The organism is Acrocarpospora catenulata (assembly GCF_018476525.1).
Lineage (GTDB): Bacteria > Actinomycetota > Actinomycetes > Streptosporangiales > Streptosporangiaceae > Acrocarpospora > Acrocarpospora catenulata.
In genome coordinates, this window is record NZ_JAHCST010000065.1 from 37,191 (window position 1) to 52,546 (window position 15,356).

Genomic DNA, 15,356 nt, shown 5'->3' on the forward strand with positions numbered 1-15,356 from the left:
CTAATGACCACCGCAGTGCCCTCGCTCGGTCATTCCGAGACGGGCGACCCCGACACCGGTATCCCCGACAAACCCGTAGAACTCAGCGCGATTGGCCAGGCCCTGGCCATTCTCGGCGACCGGTGGGTGCTGCTCATTCTGCAACGCGCCTTCCTGCTGCACGTGCGCACCTTCGCCGGCTGGCGGGACGAGCTGAAGATCTCCGAATCGGTGCTCTCCTCCCGGCTGAAGGAACTGGTCGCGCACGGCGTCTTCAGCCTCGCCGCCTACCGCAACGGCCGCACCCGGTACGAGTACCGGCTGACCGACCGGGGCCTGGACCTCTGGTCGCTGCTGGTCGCCATCTACTCCTGGGAACGCGACTGGACCGACCGGACCGACCTGCCTCAGCTGATCCACAACGGCTGTGGCCAGGAGGCCCGGGCGTACCTGGCCTGCGGGGTCTGCCTGGAGCCGATGAGCGCCCGGGAGACCCGTACGGTGCGCGGGCCGCTGGCCACCTTCGCCAGCGTCGGGCTGCCCAGGCAGCACCGCAGGACGGTGCCGACCCGGACCGACTACGTCGGCTACTGCCACCACTCGATGGAGATCCTCGGCGACCGGTGGAGCACCAGCGTGCTGGCCGCCGCCTTCCTGGGCTCCCGCCGGTTCGGCGACTTCCACGCCGAACTGGGCATCGCGCCCTCGGTGCTGACCGACCGGCTGCGCCGCTTCGTGGACTCGGAGGTGTTCTCCTTCAGCGCGGGCGACTACCGGCTCACCGAGCGGGGCCTGGCGTTCTTCGAGGTCTTCGCGTTCCTGGTGTCCTGGGCGCAGCGGGAGCTCCCGGCTCCGGCGGGTTCGGAGCTGACCATCACCCACCGTTCCTGCGGCTCGGGGCTGGCTCCGGTGCTGCGCTGCACCCCCTGCGGCGAGGTGCTCCAGCGGCGCGAAGTGCATTTCGAGTTGGATATCTGACCCCCATCTGCACAGCCATCCCGACATATCCGTTAAATCGCTCGAATCATTGACCGGTCGGCGGCGTCTTTCGTAAGGTCGCGGAAAATCGAGCCCGGGAGTCGCGATGAAGCTGCACCCGAAAGACCATGTGGAGCGCTACACCAGCGCCGGCTGGTGGACCGCCGACACGATTGACCAGCTGTTACGCACCCGGGCCGTAGAGCGGCCCGACGCGCTCGCGGTGGTGGACCCACCCAACAAACCCGCCCTGATGGGTGGCGTCGCCAAGCGCCTGACCTGGGCCGAGCTGGACGCCGAGGTGGACAGGGTGGCCGGGGTGCTGCTGGCCAACGGGGTCGGCGTGGACGACGTGGTGGCGGTGCAACTGCCCAACAGCGTCGAACTGGCCGTCACCCTGCTGGCCGGGGTGCGGGTGGGCGCCATCGTGACCCCCTTCCCCGTGCAGTACCGGCAGTACGAGCTGACCCAGTTAGGGGTGTTGGCCAACGTCGGCGTCTTCGTCACCGCCGCCGACCGGGCCCAGGGCGTCCGCGAGCTGGTGGTGCCCTCGCTGCGCGCGGTCCTGGCCTGGGGCGAGGAGCTGGAGACCGCCACCCCCGACCCCGCGGCGCTGGACGCGCACCTGAAGAGCTTCGAGCGCGACCCCAACGACTGCGTGACGATCTGCTGGACCTCCGGCACCGAGGCCACCCCCAAGGGCGTGCCGCGTTGCCACTACGACTGGCTGGCGGTGGCCTGGACCTGCGCCGAGGCGGCCGCGCTGACGGCGGACGACGTGGTGCTCAACCCGTTCCCGATGGTCAACATGGCCGGCATCGGCGGGGTCTTCCTGCCCTGGCTGCGCACCGGGTGCACGTTGGTCCAGCACCACCCCTTCGAGCTGCCGGTCTACCTCACCCAGATCGCCGCCGAGCGGGTGACGTACACGCTGGCCCCGCCCGCGCTGCTCACCCTGTTGCTGCACAAGCCGGAGGTGCTGGCCCAGTTCGACATCTCCTCGCTGACCAGGATCGGTTCGGGCTCCGCGCCGCTGCCGCCGCCCATGGTGCGCGGCTGGCAGGAGAAGCACGGCATCGCGATCATCAACTTCTTCGGCTCCAACGAGGGCATCGCGCTGCTGTCCGACCCGGAGACCATGCCCAACCCGGACGACCGCGCCCGGTTCTTCCCCCGCCCCGACGCCCCCGGCACCACCTGGCCGGGCGCCCTCGGCGGCACCAAGGTCAAGCTGGTGGCCTCGGACGGCTCGGAGGCGACGGCGGAGGGTGTGCCGGGCGAGCTGCGCCTGTCCGGGCCGACCGTGTTCGCCGGCTACCTGGCCGGTACGGCGGAGGCCGATCCCTTCGACGATGACGGTTATCTGATCACCGGGGACGTCTTCGAGCCGGTCGGCGACCGGTACCTGCGCTATGTGGACCGCACGAAGGACCTGGTCATCCGGGGCGGCATGAACATCGCCCCGGCCGAGCTGGAGGCGCTGCTCGCCGGGCATCCGGCGGTGGCCGAGTCGGCGGTCGTCGGATACCCGGACGAGGTGTACGGGGAGCGGGTCTGCGCGATGGTGGTGCTCAAGCCGGACGCGGAGATCACGCTGGAGTCGGTGGTGGACTTCCTGCGGGCGGCCGGGATCGCCTCCTACAAGCTGCCCGAGCGGCTCCAGGTCGTGGAGGCGCTGCCGCGGAACGCGGTCGGCAAGATCCTCAAGCGGGAGCTGCGGGAGAGCCTGGGAACGAGCTCAGGATGAACGCGTAGATCTCGGCTTCGTAGTCGAGGTGGGCGTAGCGGCCACTCGGGCCCGTGTGGCCGCCGTCGTCCACCTCGACGCGGAAGAGCACGTCTTTCGCGCCGTACGCGCGGAGTTTGGCGACCCATTTGGCGGGTTCGTGGACGAGCACCCGGGGATCGTTCACCGCCCCCGTCACCAGCAGCGGCGATGAGTCGTGATTTATGGGGATGTTGTCGTAGGGGGAGTAGGCGAGCATCCAGGCGAATTCGTCGGGTTCGCGGGGGTCGCCCCATTCCTCCCACTCGTTGACGGTGAGCGGGATCGAATCGTCCAGCATAGTGGTCACCACGTCCACGAACGGGACCTCGGCGACCACGGCCGACCAGCGGCGTCTGCCGTACACGGCGGCCTGGAGCAGGCCGCCGGCCGACAGGCCGCGGGTGGCGACGGCGGAGGCGCGCTCGTCCAGCCAGGCCGCGACGGCCAGGTGGTCGGTGAAGGTGGCGGGCTTGCGGGCCAGCCGGCCGGCCTGCCACCAGGCGCGGCCAAGTTCGCCGCCGCCCCGGATGTGCGCGTGGGCGAAGATCACCTTTTCGTCCAGCAGGACGGAGAGTGCCGCTTCCCAGGTGGGTTCGAAGACGGCCTCGTACGCGCCGTAGCCGTAGAGCAGGCAGGGGGCCGTGCCGTCGAGCGGGACGTCGCGGCGGCGGACGACGGTGACGGGGATGAGCGCGCCGTCGACGGCCGGGGCCCAGTGGCGTTCGCTGACGTACTCGGCGGGGTCGTAGCCGGGGGTTTCCGCGGTTTTGACCGTCGTACGCTCCCGGGTGGCCAGCATGACCTCTTCCCAGCGGGTGGGCTCGGTGTAGGAGCCGGTCTCGATGAGCACGCTCGCGGCCGCGTAGTCGTGGTTGTGCACGAGTTCGATCCGGCCGGCCGTGGTCTCCGGGTGGATCTCCCAGGGCTCGCCGCCGTCCAGGGGGATCACGCGGAGCAGCGGCTCCCCGCCCCGGCGAAGACTTAGCACGATATATCCGGCGAAACAGTCGGCTCGGTGGATGCGCTCGGTGGGATCGGCGGGCAGCAGGTCCTGCCAGGGCCCGCCGGTGACCGGCGCGTGCACCACCTTGAACTCCGGGAAACCATCGTCGGTGACGATGATCAGGCGGTCCCGCCCGGCGTCGTGGTCCACCCGGTACTCCACCCGCGGGCGGCGTCCCGCGACCGAGACCGGCGGGCGGCCCGGGTCGTCGGCGGGGATCAGCCAGACCTCGGTGGTGTCCCGGTTGGCCGAGGTGATCGTCACGTACGCGCCCGACCGGGTGGCGGCGACGGTGAGCTCGAACCGCCGGTCGGGCTCGGTCAGCACTGTGCCGGACGTTTCCCCCAGAACATGCCGCCGTACCTCATACGGCCGGTAGCAGGCGTCCACCACGGTATAGAAGAAAGAGGACGAATCCGCTGACCAGGCGCCCGTGTAGTACGTGCCCGGTACCCGGTCGGGCAGGTCGTTTCCGGTCTCCAGGTCGCGGAAGCGGAGTTCGTAGACCTCGTCCCCGGTGGTGTCCACCGAATATGCCAGATAACGCCCGCACGGGCTCACCTCCCGTACGCCGAGCTCGACAAAACCCCCGTCGGCCAGCTCGTCGAGATTGAGCAGCACGGAACCACCGTCAGAAGCATCACGCTTTCGACAGAATTCGCCGAACTCCCTTCCGGCTTCAATCTGGGTGTAGTAGACAAAAGCCCCATGACGCCAACTGACTGAAGACTCAGTCTCGGGCGTCCGTCCAGCCATTTTGGCCGCCAGAACCCGGCGAAAGGGGGCCATATGGGCGGTCTCCGCCGCATAGTGCCGCCGCTCCGCGACAAGGGTCTCCCGGGCCGCCGCCGGATCACGCAACCAGTCGTAGTCGTCGATCCGCTCAATCCCGTGCAACCTGTGCGTCATCGGTATACGTGGCGTAATGGGGGGCTGTGTCATGGCAGGACAGTACCCAAGCGGCTGATTGGCCGGTCAATACCTGGGAGCGACTCCCGCCCTCGGAGGACGATATGCACCCCCTCGTCAAGAGAGCCCTGACCGTCGCACTCGCCGCGGGCCTGCTGTCGGCCCCGGCGGCGGGCGCCCTCGCGCGAACGCCGGATCCGTCCCCCTCCCAGGCCCAGAGTTCCCAGGACAAGGTGACCTTCACCATCGGGATCCTCTCCGACGTGGACTCCACCAACCCGTTCACGGGCATCGTGGTGGAGGCGTACGAGGCGTATGCGCTGATGTACGACTACCTGGTCACCTCCAGCCCGAAGGACGTGTCGCCGCAGCCCAGCCTGGCGGAGTCCTACCAGGAGGCGCCGGACAAGAAGAGCTGGACCTACAAGATCCGCTCCGGGGTGACCTGGTCGGACGGGACGCCGCTGACCGCGCGGGACGCCGCGTACACCTTCAACCGGATCATCGACGGCGACTTCGAGCAGACCAACTACGGCAACTACGTCGCCAACATCGAGCGGGCCGAGGCCACCGACGACACCACGCTGGTGCTGCACGTCAAGAAGCCGACGCCGATCATGGAACGGCTGGCCGTGCCGATCCTGCCCGAGCACGTCTGGAAGGACATCGACGGCACCAAGGTCAAGTCGTACGCCAACGAGCCCGAGGACGGGAAGCCGATCGTCGGGTCGGGGCCGTTCCGGCTGGTCGAGCGGCGTAAGGGGCAGTTCCTCCGGTTCGAGGCGAACAAGCAGTACTGGGGCGGCGCCCCCGCGATGGACGAAGTGGTCATGCGGGTCTTCCTCAACGCCGACGCGATGGCCCAGGCGCTGCTCCGCGGCGAGATCGACTTCGCCTACGACCTGCAGAGCAACGTCTTCGAGTCACTGAAGAACAAGCCGGGCATCACCACCAGAAGCTCCAAGTACCCGGGCTTCAACGAGATCGCCTTCAACAACGGAGCCGCCCTCGCCGACGGCACCCCGATCGGCGACGGCCACCCCGCCCTCAAGGACAAGCAGGTCAGGCTGGCCATCTCGTACGCCATCGACCGGGAGACCCTGGTGGCCCGGGTGCTGAACGGCAACGGCGCACCCGGCGACACCTTCATCCCGTCGATGTACCCGGCGCTCCACCTCGACCCCTCGGTCAAGCAGACCTACGACCCGGCCAAGGCCAACCAGCTCCTGGACGCCGCCGGCTACGCCAAGGGGTCCGACGGGATCCGCGCCAAGGACGGCAAGAAGCTCGCGCTCCGGCTCTTCGTCCGGGACGGCGCGGAGTCCCAGGCCACCGGCGAGTTCGTGAAGAGCTGGCTGAAGGACATCGGCATCGACGTCACCGTCAAGGTGATGTCGGAGGACGCGCTCACCGAGATCATCGGCCAGGGCGACTTCGACATGTTCGAGTGGGGTTGGGTGGTCGAGCCCGACCCCGACTACCAGATGTCCACCTTCACCTGCGGCAAGCGCAGCTACAAGGACGGCGACGCCATCTACGCCGACCTGTCCGACTCCTTCTACTGCAACCCCGAGTACGACCAGCTCTACGACCAGCAGTCGGGCGAGACCGACCCGGCCAAGCGGGCCGAACTGGCCAAGCGCATGCAGCAGCTGGTCTACGACGACGCCGCCTACGCGATCACCTACTACTACGACGACATGGTCGCCTACCGCAGCGACCGGTGGACCGGCTTCGTGCCGCAGCCCGACCCGGACGGCTCGATCCTGTTCCAGTACGGCGTGCACTCCTACCTCGCCATCAAGCCGGTCTCCGCCGCGTCGCCGGGGAGCGGCGCCGCCGCCGACACCGGCTCAGGGATGAGCGGGTCGCTGGTCGCCGCGGTCGGCGGCGGGGCCGTCGTCGCGGTGGTGGCCGTGCTGCTGGTGGCCCGGCGGCGGCGCGCGGCCGGCGCGGACGAACGGGAGTAGCCGGATGGCGTTGCTGACCGGCACGCGCGGCTATGTGGTCAGGAAGGTCACCTGGTCGCTCGGCACCCTGCTGTTCGTGCTGGTCTTCAACTTCTTCCTGTTCCGGCTGCTGCCCGGCGACCCGATCAAGATGTACACCCGGGGCAGGAACACGCCGTCCGAGCAGCTGATCAAGCTGCGGGCCGAGCTCAACCGGCCGATCGGCACCCAGTTCCTGGAGTACCTGAGCAACCCGTTCGCCAGCACCATCAACTCGACCCGGTTCAACCGGCCGGTCTGGGAGCTGGTCGCGGAGCGGGTCTGGCCGACCGTGCTGCTGGTCGGCACCGCGATCCTGATCGCCTCGGTGGCGGGGATCTGGCTGGGCATCCGGAGCGGGTGGCGGCGCGGCGGCACCTTCGACCGGTGGACCACGGGCGCCACCAACACGCTGTACGCGATGCCGGAGTTCTGGGTCGGCATGGTGCTGATCATCGCGTTGCCGATGTTCCCCAGCGGCAACATCAACACCCCGGGCGTCTCGGGTTTCCCCGACGTCTTCCTGGACACCGCCTGGCACATGGTGCTGCCGGTGACCGCGCTGGCCATCGTCTACCTGGCCGAGTACACCTCGATCATGCGGGCCTCCCTGGTGGACGAGCTCCGCCAGGACTACCTGCAACTGGCCCGCGCCAAGGGCCTCCGCGAGGACCTGGTCCGGCGGCGGCACGCGGTGCCCAACGCGCTGCTGCCCACCATGACGCTGATCTTCCTCAACTTTGGCTTCGTGATCGGCGGAGCCATCACCATCGAGACCGTCTTCTCCTGGCCCGGGCTCGGCCTGCTCTCCTACGAGGCGCTACGCGGCCCGGACATCCCCCTCCTCCAGGCCACCTTCCTGCTGTTCTCCATCGGAGTGGTGGTCTTCACCCTGCTGGCCGACCTGCTCTACGCGGTCCTGGACCCGAGAGTGAGCAGCCAGTGACCAGCTCGCTTGCCTGGACCCGCCGCCGCAACACCCTGCTGCGTTTCTGGGGGGACTTCCGCGCCCACCACAGCGCGCTCGCCGGGCTGGCCATCCTGGCCTGCTTCGCGCTGGTGGCGATCTTCGCGTCGCTGCTGGCCGACCCGGAGGGCCTCAACGTGGCCAAGGCCACCGCCAAAAGCCACGCCCCGCCCTCCGCCGACTACTGGCTGGGCACCGACGGCAACGGGATCTCCATCCTGACCCTGCTCATCCACGGCACCCGGGTCTCGCTCGTGGTCGGCCTGGCCGCCACCGCGATCGCCATCGTGATCGGCACCGTCATCGGCATCATGGCCGGGTTCTACGGGGGCTGGGCCAGATCGTTGCTGATGGGGTTCACCGACTGGTTCCTGGTGATCCCGTTCCTGCCGCTGGCGATCGTGATGGCCAGCGTGCTCGGCCCGTCGCTGGTCAACATCATCATCGTGATCGGGGTGACCTCCTGGCCCGGCACCGCCCGGCTGGTCTGCGCGCAGACGCTGACCGTGCGGTCCCGGCCGTACATGGAGCGGGCCAAGGCGCTGGGGGCCGGGTCCTGGCACCAGATGACCCGGCACGTGCTGCCCAACGTGATGCCGCTGGTGCTGGCGCACGTGGTGCTGACCGTGTCGATCGCCATCCTGTCCGAGACCACGCTGTCCTTCCTCGGCCTCGGCGACCCCACCCGGCCGTCCTGGGGCAAGATCCTGGACAGCGCGTACGGCACCGGGGCGATGAGCAACGGCGAATGGTGGTACGTGCTGCCGCCCGGCATCTGCGTGGTGCTGGTGGTGCTGGCGTTCACGCTGGTCGGCCGGGCGCTGGAGGTCGTGCTCAACCCGCGCCTGAAGGAGGAGCGATGAGTCTCCTGGAGCTGGACGACCTGCGCGTCACCTACGCAGGAGACGTGCCGGCCGTGCGCGGGGTCTCGCTGACGGTGGCCCCCGGCGAGGTGCTCGGCATCGCGGGGGAGTCCGGATGCGGCAAGAGCACCATCAGCAACGCGGTACTCCGGCTGCTGCCCCGCTCGGCCAAGGTCACCGGGCGGGTGCTGCTGGACGGCGAGGACGTGTACGGCATGTCGTTCGGCCGGTTGCGGGCCATCCGCTGGGCCGAGGCGTCCATCGTCTTCCAGGGCGCGCTGCACTCGCTCAACGCGGTGCACACCATCGGGCGCCAGATCGCGGAGCCGATCCTGCTGCACGAGCCCGCCACCACCCGGCGGGCGGCCGACCGGCGCGCGGGCGAACTGCTGGAGCAGGTCGGGCTGCCGGCCAGGCGGGCGGGGGACTACCCGCACCAGCTCTCCGGCGGGCAGCGGCAGCGGGTGATGATCGCGCTGGCGCTGGCCTGCCGGCCCCGGCTGGTGATCGCCGACGAGCCCACCACCGCGCTGGACGTGATGGTCCAGGCCCAGGTGCTCGAACTGCTCGGCGGGCTGGTCCGGGATCTCGGTCTCGCGCTGGTGCTGATCTCGCACGACCTGTCGGTGCTGGGCACCACCTGCGACCGGGTGGCCGTCATGTACGCGGGACGGGTCGTGGAGCAGGGGGCCGCCGCGGCGGTGTTCGACGACTCCCGGCATCCCTACAGCGCGGCGCTGGCCGGAGCATTTCCCCGGGTGGGGGACGAGCGGTTCCGGTACGCGCCGCGGGGGTTGCCGGGGGATCCGCCGTTTCCTGGTGATCTGCCGGGCGGGTGTGAGTTCCATCCGCGGTGTCCGGTGGCAGTGGAGCGGTGTTCCGGCACCGAGGTCGGGCTGGTGGAGCTGGGTGGGAACCGTGCCGCCGCCTGCCTGCGGGCCGAGGAAGCCGGTCTTGACCTGCGAGGTGTGCGGTGACTTCTGCCGGTGTGGCGTTGGCGGCGCGCGGGGTGGCCGTGCGGTTCGGGGCGGCGCGGGCCGTGGACGGGGTGGACCTCGCGGTCGGGGCCGGGGAGATCGTGGCGCTGGTCGGGGAGTCCGGGTGTGGCAAGACCACGCTGGCCCGGAGCCTGCTCGGGCTGGTCAGGCCCGCCGCCGGGACCGTCGAGTACGGCGGGCGGCCCTTGGCGTACGCGCGCGGGCCGCTGAAGGAGTTCCGGCGGCACGTGCAGCTGGTGCTCCAGGACCCGAGCGGGTCGTTGAATCCCCGGCACACCGTGTACGAGGCGGTGGCCGAAGGGCTGCGCATCCACGGGGTCGCGGGGGACGAGCAGGCGCTGGTGGCGGCGGCACTGGCCAAGGCCGGGCTCCGGCCACCCGAACGATTTTTCCTGAAATATCCGCATGAACTCTCGGGCGGGCAGCGGCAGCGGGTGGTGATCGCGGGGGCCCTGGTGCTGGAACCCGACGTGCTGGTGGCCGACGAGCCGGTCTCCTCCCTGGACGCCTCGGTACGCGGCGAGATCCTGGCCCTGCTGCTCCGGCTCCGCGACGAGCTGGGGCTCTCGGTGCTGGTGGTCACCCACGACCTCGGGCTTGCCTGGAACATCGCCGACCGGGTGGCGGTCATGTATCTGGGGCGCATCGTGGAGTCCGGGCCCACCGGCGAGGTGCTGATGGCGCCCCGGCATCCGTACACCAAGGCGCTGCTCTCGGTGGTGCCCGAGGTGGCCAGGCAGGCGCCGATCGTGCTGGTGGGGGAGGCACCCGACCCCTCGCGCATCCCCGCCGGCTGCCGGTTCCGGCCGCGCTGCCCGGCGTACGCGGCCGGGTTGCCGCAGGAGCTGGCCTCCCGCTGCGAGCGGGAGGACCAGCCCGTGCTGCCCGCCGAACCCGGCCATCAGGCCGCCTGCGTGCTCGCGTCATCCGCTGGAGGGAACCTTTGATCACGTCGGTCTGGTCGCCGGAGACCCTGGCGCACGCGCCGGAGGCCGAGATCTGGATCGGTCTGCGCACGCCGGGCACCGAGGTGGCCGATCGGGTCAACGTGATCAAGGAGGCGCTGCACGGGTCCCGGCTGGTGGAGGCGGTGCCCCATGACGACCGGGTGCTGCTGGCGGTGCACGAACCCGGGCTGGTGGACCACCTGCGGGAGGTCTGGGCGGAGTGGGAGCGGGCCGGCTACCCGAAGGACCACGGGCAGGACCGGGTGGTGCCGTACGTGTTCCCGACCGGGGCCATGCTCGCCGGGATGCCCGCCCGGCGGCCCTTCGCCGTGCACGGGCGGGCCGGGCTGTACTGCTACGACACCATGACGCTTGTCGGTCCTGGCACCTGGCGGGCGGCCAGGGCCGCCGTGGACGCCGCGCTCACCGCCGCCGACCTGGTCGCCGGTGGGGAGCGAACGGCCTACGCGCTCTGCCGGCCGCCCGGCCACCACGCCACCCCCGCCGGGTACGGCGGCTCCTGCTACCTGAACAACGCGGCCATCGCCGCCGAGGCGCTCCGGGACCACGGGTACTTCCGAGTGGCCGTCATCGACGTGGACGCCCACCACGGGAACGGCACCCAGGCGATCTTCTGGGAGCGGCCGGACGTCTTCTACGGCTCAGTGCACATCGACCCGGGAGCCGGATGGTTCCCCCACTACCTCGGCTTCGCCGAGGAGAACGGCGAAGGCTTCGGCCGGGGCACCACCCGCAACATCCCCCTCGCCCCCAAATCCGGCGACGACGCCTGGCTGACCGGCGTCACCCGGCTTCGTGACGCGATCGCCTCCTTCGGCGCGGAGGCCCTGGTCGTCTCCCTGGGCGTGGACGCCGCCGCAGACGACCCGGAGAGCCCGCTACACGTCACCTCATCCGGCTACCACCAGACCGGGGCCATCATCGCCACCCTCGACCTGCCCACCGTGGCGGTGCAGGAGGGCGGCTACCACCTGCCGACCCTCGGCGGACTGGTGACCACCACCCTGCGAGGCCTGGTCGGGCTGTGACAGGGGGGACACGGTTCCCGACGTCGTGCTCTTCGACGAAGAGCGCGGTGGGGTTTGGTGCATCGTTCGGAATGGCCAGCCGCTTGGGCGCCGGTGCGGCGAGAACCTTTTCGCCTGCGTTAACGGCGAGGAGTTGTGATCTCATCATTCTTCGCTGGATGCACTAAGGCGTCTTCGCGGCCAGCCACTGTTCGTGGGCCTGGCACAGGCGGGGCCAGAGGAGGGCGCGTTCGTCCGGGGTCAGGGTGAGGCCGAACAGGTCGGCCATCGCGGCGAAGTAGTCCTGCTCGCGGTCGAGCACCGTGCTGGTCGTGGTGGCGCCCATGCGGCGTAAGGCGAGGCCGGTGAGCAGGTCCACACCGCCGGCGTCGCGGCGCTGGACCACGAAGGTGCGGACGAAGGAGGAGTCGGGGGACGCGGTCAGGTGGACGTGCATGTCGGCGAAGACGTCCATGCCGACCGCGCCGGGCCGCAGGTCCATGCCGGCGAAGCTGCCCCGGGGGTCGTGGTCGAAGCGCCAGCCGCCGGGTTCCACGGTGGAGGGGCGTAAGCCGTACACGAACGGGCCCTGGTGGTAGGAGCCCTCGATCAGGGGGATCGGGTCGTGGATGGCGTCGCCGAGGCCCGCGTCGACCAGCCAGCCGCCGCCGGGGTTGTCGGGGGTGGGCAGGCCGGAGACGGTCAGCACCAGGTGGTTGCCGATGGCGCCGGCCTGGCCCTCCGTGCTGCCCTGCACCGAGCCGTAGTGGCGGGTGACCTGGTAGCCGAGCGCGGACAACAGGGCCCAGAGCGCGCCGTTGAGGTGGAAGCAGTAGCCTCCGCGCCCGCCCACGATACGCGCGACCGACTCCGCCGGGTCGAGGCCGGTAGGCCGCCCGAGCCAGATCTCCAGGTTGCCGTAGGGCACCCGCTCGACATGGGCCCGCTGCAACGCGAACAGCCCGGCCACGCTGGGCGGCCCGGGCGCCCGGAGCCGCAACCGCCGAAGGTATCCCGCGACATCGATCACAGGGACACGCTAACCCGCGCCACCGACATTCCCGTGGCCCGCCCACACCGGCCGGAGCCATCGGTGTCAGGATGCACGATTTCTGCACAACGAGCGGTAAGTGCTCTGCACGTCATGCCTTTACGCTGCCGACATGGCATCTCCCCAGCAGCGACGGATTCTCGTGGTCGAAGACGACGGCACCATCGCAAGCGCGGTCCGTACCCGGCTGGTCGCGGAGGGCTTCGACGTAAGAGTCGCGAGCGATGGCGAGGGTGCGCTCGCGGCCTATGCGAAGGCCGAACCCGACCTGGTGGTGCTGGACCGGCTACTGCCCGGGGTGGACGGCCTGGAGGTGTGCCGGAGGATGCAGGCGGCCCGGCCGGTCCCGGTGCTGATGCTCACCGCGCTCGGCGAGGAGACCGACGTGCTGGTCGGGCTGGGCGTCGGCGCGGACGACTACATCACCAAGCCGTTCAGCATGCGGGAGCTGGTGGCCCGCATCCACGCGCTGCTCCGGCGGGTGGAGCGGGCCAGCCAGCTGGCGCACGAGGACACGGTGATCCGGGTGGGCGCGGTCGAGATCAACACCGCCGAGCGGCGGGTGTTCGTCGGCGGCGTCGAGGCACAGCTCACCCGGACCGAGTTCGACCTGCTCCGGCGGCTGGCCGAACGCCCGGGGCAGGTGTTCGAACGGGAACGCCTGCTCAGCGACATCTGGGGGTTCTCCGAGGCGGCGGCCACCCGCACGGTGGACAGCCACGTGCGGGCGCTGCGCCGCAAGCTCGGGCCCGAGGTGGTGCGGACCGTGCACGGCGTCGGGTACGCGCTGGTCAGGTCATGAGAAGGCCGCTCGACTTCCTGGGCCGGATCAAGGTCAAGCTGGGGCTGGTGATCGTGCTCGCGGTCATCACCGCGTTCGGGGTCAACGAGGTCGGGCGGGGGCTCGACCTGCCCGGCAACCTGCGCGTCGCGATCGCCGTCGTCCTTGCGGTGATCATGGTGCAGATCCTGGCCTGGGGAATGACCAAACCGCTCCGCGAGATGGCCGCCGCCGCGCAGACCATCGCCAAAGGGCGGTACGGCCTGCGCGTCTCGGCCACCTCGCGGGACGAGGTGGGCGAGCTGGCCCGGGCGTTCAACGCGATGGCGGCCGACCTTGGGGAGGTCGACCGGCAGCGCCGCGAACTGGTGGCCAACGTCAGTCACGAGCTCCGCACGCCGATCACGGGGTTGCAGGCGGTGCTGGAGAACGTGGTGGACGGGGTGTCCCCGCCCGATCCCGAGACGCTGGGGACTGCACTGGCGCAGACCCAGCGTCTCGGGCGGTTGGTCGCCCAGTTGCTCGACCTCTCCCGTCTTGAATCCGGGGCCAGGACCATCGAGGCGGAGACCTTCGAGCTCGGCTCCCTCTGCGACCAAGCCGTCCGCGAGGCCGGTCTGGCCCGCGACACCGTCACTGTCCTGAGCAGGGTCCCTTCCGGCCTGTACCTCACCGGCGATCAGGCTCTGCTCGCCCAGGTTCTTGCCAACCTCCTCGACAACGCGGTCCGCCACAGCCCCTCCGGCGGCTCAGTCATCCTCTCCGCCCAACCCGTCGGCTCCCATCTCCACCTCACCGTCGACGACGACGGCCCCGGCATCCCTCCCGCCGAACGCTCCCGTGTCTTCGAACGCTTCTCCCGCCTGGACACCGCCCGCGCCACCGACGCCGGCGGCGCCGGCCTCGGCCTGGCCATCACCAAAGAAATCGTCGAACTCCACCACGGCACCATCCACATCCCCGACCACCCCAAAGGCTGCCGAATCCTCGTCCAACTCCCCACCCGCCCTCCCCTCTCCAACAAGCCCACCGAACTCCCCCCTGCCCGCCCTCATCCGGCCTCCACCCCTCGGGACAAGGAACTAGATCACGCTCCAGCCAACGAAGTCCCCTTCGCCCCGGAGCCTCCCCAAACCGTCGGTTCCGCCAAGGACTCCGCGTCACCGGTAATGACACCCGCCGTATCTCTCGGATCATCGGAGCCGCTCGGCGGTGACCTGCCCCTGGTGCTCCAGCCGGGTCTCGATGGGCCGCTTGCGGGTGGCCGAGGCCGCGCTCTGTGGGAGCTGGCGGCTGGGGGAGACAGAAGAGTGGGCGGGGGAGAGAACCACGTCGACCACGATCCCGCTCGTAGGGGTGCGGGAGCCGCCCAGTCCCGTGCGGGGGCTGCTCTGCCGGGTGGGGATGCTGCCGTGTTTAGTGCGGAGGCTGACTTGCCGGGCCGGGATGCTGCTGTGTCTAGTGCGGGGGCTGCTCTGCCGGGTGGGGATGCTGCCGTGCTTCGCGCGAGGGCTGACCTGTCCGGTGGGGATGCTGCCGTGTCTAGTGCGGAGGCTGGCCTGCCCGGCGTGGATGCTGCGGTGTTTAGTGCGGGGGTTGGCTTGCCGGGCCGGGATGCTGCTGTGCTTCGCGCGGAGGCTGGCCTGCCGGGTGGGGATGCTGCTGTGTTTAGTGCGGAGGCTGGCCTGCCGGGCCGGGATGCTGCGGTGTCTGGTGCGGGCTCTGGCTTGCCGGGCCCGGATGCTGCCGTGCTTCGCGCGGAGGCTGGCCTGCCTGGCGTGGATGTTGGCCTGTCCGGCGTGGAGGCTGCCCTGCTCGGTGGAGCAGGGGCCGACCGAAGGACATCAACGGTGAGTGGACGGGAGTCCCACGGCAAACACGATCCCGCTCATGTAGGTGAGGAGGCCACCTTGCCCGGCGGAGCCGGGTCTGACCGAAGGTCAACAACGCTGAGTGGACGGGAGTCTCACGGTAACCGCGATCTCGCTCATGGAGGCGAGGGGGCCGTCCTGCCCGGCGGAGCCGGGTCTGACCGAAGGCCGCACGAGAAGGACTTCGACGACAATCTCGTCCAGGTGACCGAGAACTACAAGTAC

At 70.1% G+C, this 15,356-nt stretch carries 12 protein-coding genes; 10 read left to right on the top strand and 2 right to left on the bottom strand.

The features are described 5' to 3' along the window. The first annotated feature begins 3 nt into the window (after window positions 1-3). Both KIP79_RS38795 and KIP79_RS38800 read left to right on the top strand, forming a co-directional pair. The gene (locus KIP79_RS38795) at window positions 4-957 is read left to right on the top strand and encodes a winged helix-turn-helix transcriptional regulator (protein ID WP_214110002.1); all 954 of its coding nucleotides are present in this window, start codon (window positions 4-6) and stop codon (window positions 955-957) included. A 106-nt stretch (window positions 958-1,063) separates the two neighbouring features. Next, window positions 1,064-2,704, top strand: a complete 1,641-nt coding sequence (locus tag KIP79_RS38800) for a class I adenylate-forming enzyme family protein (protein WP_214110003.1) — start codon at window positions 1,064-1,066, stop codon at window positions 2,702-2,704. Here the strand turns inward: KIP79_RS38800 and KIP79_RS38805 are convergent. Next, complete coding sequence (locus tag KIP79_RS38805; RefSeq protein WP_256447655.1) at window positions 2,661-4,670, bottom strand: S9 family peptidase; 2,010 nt, start codon at window positions 4,668-4,670, stop codon at window positions 2,661-2,663. The two genes, KIP79_RS38800 and KIP79_RS38805, sit on opposite strands and share 44 nt — an antisense overlap. Window positions 4,671-4,741: 71 nt before the next feature. Between KIP79_RS38805 and KIP79_RS38810 the strand changes: the two genes are divergently transcribed. The 6 genes from KIP79_RS38810 (at window position 4,742) to KIP79_RS38835 (ending at window position 11,449) form a co-directional block, all read left to right on the top strand. Beyond that, window positions 4,742-6,607, top strand: coding sequence for an ABC transporter substrate-binding protein (locus tag KIP79_RS38810; RefSeq protein WP_214110005.1), 1,866 nt, complete (start codon window positions 4,742-4,744; stop codon window positions 6,605-6,607). A gap of 4 nt (window positions 6,608-6,611) precedes the next feature. Continuing rightward, window positions 6,612-7,571 carry an ABC transporter permease gene (locus KIP79_RS38815; protein ID WP_214110006.1) on the top strand — a complete coding sequence of 320 codons (960 nt, stop codon included), beginning with the start codon at window positions 6,612-6,614 and terminating at the stop codon, window positions 7,569-7,571. A gap of 95 nt (window positions 7,572-7,666) precedes the next feature. Next, a complete protein-coding gene (locus KIP79_RS38820) occupies window positions 7,667-8,455 on the top strand; it encodes an ABC transporter permease (RefSeq protein ID WP_372453745.1) in 789 nt (262 codons plus the stop codon). Then, the gene (locus tag KIP79_RS38825; protein ID WP_214110008.1) at window positions 8,452-9,432 is read left to right on the top strand and encodes an ABC transporter ATP-binding protein; all 981 of its coding nucleotides are present in this window, start codon (window positions 8,452-8,454) and stop codon (window positions 9,430-9,432) included. The genes KIP79_RS38820 and KIP79_RS38825 overlap by 4 nt, the downstream gene beginning before the upstream one ends. Further along, window positions 9,429-10,400 carry an ABC transporter ATP-binding protein gene (locus tag KIP79_RS38830; protein WP_214110009.1) on the top strand — a complete coding sequence of 324 codons (972 nt, stop codon included), beginning with the start codon at window positions 9,429-9,431 and terminating at the stop codon, window positions 10,398-10,400. Before KIP79_RS38825 ends, KIP79_RS38830 begins: the two co-directional genes overlap by 4 nt. Continuing rightward, window positions 10,397-11,449 carry a histone deacetylase family protein gene (locus KIP79_RS38835; RefSeq protein WP_214110010.1) on the top strand — a complete coding sequence of 351 codons (1,053 nt, stop codon included), beginning with the start codon at window positions 10,397-10,399 and terminating at the stop codon, window positions 11,447-11,449. The genes KIP79_RS38830 and KIP79_RS38835 overlap by 4 nt, the downstream gene beginning before the upstream one ends. 163 nt (window positions 11,450-11,612) lie before the next feature. Here KIP79_RS38835 and KIP79_RS38840 read toward each other — a convergent pair whose 3' ends face one another. Continuing rightward, window positions 11,613-12,458 (bottom strand): arylamine N-acetyltransferase family protein, encoded by an 846-nt coding sequence (locus KIP79_RS38840; protein WP_214110011.1) that lies wholly within the window; start codon window positions 12,456-12,458, stop codon window positions 11,613-11,615. A 133-nt stretch (window positions 12,459-12,591) separates the two neighbouring features. Here KIP79_RS38840 and KIP79_RS38845 point away from each other — a divergent pair, with 133 nt between their 5' ends. After that, a complete protein-coding gene (locus tag KIP79_RS38845) occupies window positions 12,592-13,281 on the top strand; it encodes a response regulator transcription factor (RefSeq protein WP_214110012.1) in 690 nt (229 codons plus the stop codon). Continuing rightward, the coding region (locus KIP79_RS38850) for an ATP-binding protein (RefSeq protein WP_214110013.1) at window positions 13,278-15,356 on the top strand (2,079 nt) is incomplete at its 3' end. The genes KIP79_RS38845 and KIP79_RS38850, both read left to right, overlap by 4 nt.

Excerpts from the sequence above, each read along its gene's own strand:
- KIP79_RS38795 (WP_214110002.1), top strand. The coding sequence starts at position 4 with ATGACCACCGCAGTGCCCTCGCTCGGTCATTCCGAGACGGGCGACCCC.
- KIP79_RS38800 (WP_214110003.1), top strand. The coding sequence starts at position 1,064 with ATGAAGCTGCACCCGAAAGACCATGTGGAGCGCTACACCAGCGCCGGC.
- KIP79_RS38805 (WP_256447655.1), bottom strand. The coding sequence starts at position 4,670 with ATGACACAGCCCCCCATTACGCCACGTATACCGATGACGCACAGGTTG.
- KIP79_RS38810 (WP_214110005.1), top strand. The coding sequence starts at position 4,742 with ATGCACCCCCTCGTCAAGAGAGCCCTGACCGTCGCACTCGCCGCGGGC.
- KIP79_RS38815 (WP_214110006.1), top strand. The coding sequence starts at position 6,612 with ATGGCGTTGCTGACCGGCACGCGCGGCTATGTGGTCAGGAAGGTCACC.
- KIP79_RS38825 (WP_214110008.1), top strand. The coding sequence starts at position 8,452 with ATGAGTCTCCTGGAGCTGGACGACCTGCGCGTCACCTACGCAGGAGAC.
- KIP79_RS38845 (WP_214110012.1), top strand. The coding sequence starts at position 12,592 with ATGGCATCTCCCCAGCAGCGACGGATTCTCGTGGTCGAAGACGACGGC.